At 70.0% G+C, this 3,262-nt stretch carries 4 protein-coding genes and 1 pseudogene; 1 reads left to right on the top strand and 4 read right to left on the bottom strand.

The features are described from left to right. A partial coding sequence (locus BZY54_RS48320; protein ID WP_244217722.1) for a hypothetical protein occupies positions 1-749 on the bottom strand: 749 nt, incomplete at its 3' end. Between the two features lie 5 nt (positions 750-754). Further along, a complete protein-coding gene (locus BZY54_RS48315) occupies positions 755-1,345 on the bottom strand; it encodes an RNA polymerase sigma factor (RefSeq protein ID WP_244217721.1) in 591 nt (196 codons plus the stop codon). 593 nt (positions 1,346-1,938) lie between these two features. Here BZY54_RS48315 and BZY54_RS48310 point away from each other — a divergent pair. Further along, the gene (locus tag BZY54_RS48310; RefSeq protein ID WP_086731567.1) at positions 1,939-2,124 is read left to right on the top strand and encodes a hypothetical protein; all 186 of its coding nucleotides are present in this window, start codon (positions 1,939-1,941) and stop codon (positions 2,122-2,124) included. 63 nt (positions 2,125-2,187) lie between these two features. On the opposite strand, the gene BZY54_RS50635 is transcribed toward BZY54_RS48310, so the two are convergent. Further along, positions 2,188-2,379, bottom strand: coding sequence for a hypothetical protein (locus BZY54_RS50635; RefSeq protein WP_143668453.1), 192 nt, complete (start codon positions 2,377-2,379; stop codon positions 2,188-2,190). A gap of 657 nt (positions 2,380-3,036) precedes the next feature. Next, positions 3,037-3,167: pseudogene (locus tag BZY54_RS48300) on the bottom strand (cold shock domain-containing protein); the annotation flags it as partial. Between the last annotated feature and the right edge of the window lie 95 nt (positions 3,168-3,262).

Genomic DNA, 3,262 nt, shown 5'->3' with positions numbered 1-3,262 from the left:
GGACCGGCGGTCCGATTGCCCCGTGTGAAGTGATGACCGTCGGCATCCACCAGCCAGAAGGTGAGCAGATGCGGCCTGGGGAACCACAGCGCGTAGTCCGAAATGCCGTCGGACGAGGACCTCGTGTCCAACCTGATCCACTCCGGTGATTCCCGCACACTCTTGACGAAGCGGACGTCCAGACGCTCCGGGTACTCGTCGAGCCGTATCGTCCGGCCCTGCTCGTGCCAGCACAGAGTCACCAGGAACCGTCCCCGTGGCTCATGGGTCACCGTCACCGCGTCCGGCACGCCTAGCGCGTCCGGCACCAGGGGTTCGAAACCGGCCTGCCTCCGGGCCTGCGCCAGTGACAGCGACCTGCCGCAGCCGGGGACCTGTGCACCCGGCGAGGGCACCGCCGATGGGTCGTACCGCACCTCGACGCCGGCGAAACCGAACCAGTCAAGGACCGCCGCCCGCACCGGAGGAGTGAGCACGAGCACGGTCAGCAGACCGCACAGGGCCGCCGTCAGCGAACGCCACCGCATCCGCGTCCAGTGCCGCACCGCCCGCAGCCGCTCACCGGCACCCGCCGGCTCGGCCACCGGGACCGGCACCTGATCGGCCAATATCTGCTGCAGCACCCGCTCCACCATCGACTCCGGCCCTGCCGGCGAACCCGGCGAACCCTGCGCCCCGGGCACGTCCAGCGACCGTCCCAGTGCCCGCAGCTCCTCCGGCAGCCCGGACGCCTCCTCCGGCTCACGCACGCTCCTCACCCCCTTCCCGAGGCTGAAAACTCCGGCAGCAGACGACCCAGCCTGCGCAGGGCACGGTTGAGCCGGGACTTCACGGTTCCACGAGGCCAGCCCAGGGCCTGGGCGGTCTCCGACTCGTCCATCTCCAACAGATACCGGTAGGTCACGACCAGACGGTGGTCCTCGCTCAGCTGCTCCAGGGCGGCCAGCAGAGCGGCGCGGCGCTCGGTCTGCAAGGTCGCCACCACCGGGTCCGCCGACTCCGGTATCAGCGGCTCGGCCTCCACGAAGGCGGCCTCCCGGCCGGCGAGCGTGCGCTGCCGGACAGCTGCGCGCACTGTGTTCCTGGCCTCATTGGCGACGATCGACAGCAGCCACGGCTTGAAGGCCGAGCCGTCCCTGAACCGGCCCAGGGCGCAGTACGCCTTGACGAAGGCCTGCTGCACCACGTCCTCCGCGTCCGCCCCCGCCCCGAGCGCCGCGGCCGCCCTGAGCGCGACGCCCGTATGGGCCCTCACCAGCTCCGCGTACGCCTCCGGCTCCCCGGCGCGTACGCGAGCGATCACCGCGGCCTCGTCGACGATGCGGCCCCCTTCCCGCGTCCTCACACCCTTGTTACACCGCGCGGGACGATTCGGTTCCCAACGCCCTGATGCCCATTGATCGGCTTGACCCGTGAGCCATCACCGCTGGCGCGCCGGGCCCGCTCGAGGTACGAAGCCGAGCGGGGAGAGGGGTCTTCCGGCGCGGCCTCGTGACAGGCCTGCCGCTGCTGCCCTGTGGCGTTGCGCCCTGCGGCCCGCCTGCTCCTCTGGCGTGCCGGACTTGCCCGGCAGGGGGCGCGGCGGCCCTGGCCGACGCGCAACGAGACACCAAGGCGCCCAATCCCCGCCGCGCCGACCGCCAACCACAGCACGCCCCACGCCACGCAACGGTCGAACACCGCTCGCCTCCGCGGGCCTGCCTCCAGGGCGCCGCAGGAGCGCTCGGAACCAAGCTCGTGCGCTGGCCCAGCACCGCACACAAGGGGGCGGGGCGACAGCGATATGGCTGCCACCCCGCCCCTCAGGAGGGTAGGCCGCACTGAGCCTGACCCGCCGGTTTCCCATCTCTGACCAGGGCGTGAGGCCAACCTGCGGCCAAGAATCAGGATCCCTCGCCCGCACACTCGTGCTCCGTCAGCCCTCGCTCGAATCAGCGCGTGCCGGAGTTCATCGACAAGGACGGCAACGTGCTCGGTACGACCGGGACGACGGCCGACACGCTGGGCCTCAGCACGACGAACACCGAAAGCACGGCACCTCTTGAGGCCGAGATCGCGAACGGCAAGATCGCCGATATCAAGGCCGTGGGGGTATCGCAGGTCGACCGCACCGACCCGGCGTGACCGACCATGGGTGAGGTGAGGGCGGCCCCCGTCTGCGCGAGCCGGCGAGGGCCGTGTCCGGGGCTAGAAGTGCCCCAGGTCCATCTCCTGGTCCAGCCGCTCCTTGAGCTTCACGACGTCCTTCAGGAGGGCATCCCCCGCATCCAGGTCCGCCGGATCCGTCTCCTGCACACCCTCGGACACCTTGTCGGCCAGGTCGCGGAGATCCGCGTAGTACGGATCCCACCCCGCTTCGTCGTGCAGTTGCTGCGCCACGGGAGCCGCAAGCGGCTGGAGCAGGGTGAGAGTCCCCCGGCATTGGTGGGCAGTGACACAACCACCGGCGAACGTCTCACTCGCAGTGAACCTCGTGTACTGAAGCGCAGCAGATTTCGTCGCCCTCATCTCCTCCGGCTTCACCCTCGGGGCCGTCGCCGCATCGGGCTTCACCGTCGGGGCCGTCGCCCCAGTCGGCTTCGCCTCCCTGGTCGTGCTCGACTTACCCGCCTGCCCGCTGCACGCCGTCATCAGAACCAGTGCCCCACCCACGGCCAGCACGGAAATGCTGCGGCCGGTCCACCTCCGGATCTTCATGCGCGGGAACGTAGCACCTCGTCGCAGAGAGCGACGAGTTGTCTGATGCCGGTGGCCCCGGTCGTCGGGCGTTGTTGCTGGTAGCCTCGCCACCGTCGCCAACCGCCGGTCGGTCTCACCCGAGCGGGCGCCGGTGACGTCGCCAGCGTCGATCAGATCCCGCAGCACCGCGGAGTGGGCCAGCAACCTCACTGGACTCCCGCCGACACCCTCACAAGAAGCAGGGAAGCGGCGCACAGCTCCTACGCCGCTTTCCGCTCCCCGACCGAGCCAGCAACTCGACCAGCACGCAAGGTGACTGACTGACTGTCAGCCACCTTGCGCTGAAACTCCGCCCCGTCAGCCGCGCACGATGTTCTGCGCCTGCGGCCCCTTCTGCCCCTGCCCAATCTCGAAGCTGACATGCTCACCTTCCGTCAGCTCGCGGTACCCGCTGCCCTGGTCTCGGAGTAGTGCGCAAAGACGTCCGGCGATCTCGACATCGATCACGCCATCGCTACCCGGCATGGTGGGCCGCGCGAGAGGGAGCGCGACCGGTCGGCGACGGCAGCCGGCGAGGACCGAG

The sequence above is a fragment of the Streptomyces carpinensis genome (assembly GCF_002154505.1).
Lineage (GTDB): Bacteria > Actinomycetota > Actinomycetes > Streptomycetales > Streptomycetaceae > Streptomyces > Streptomyces carpinensis.
The sequence above is the reverse complement of the archived record's forward strand: the minus strand, read 5'-3'. Positions and strand labels throughout refer to the sequence as shown.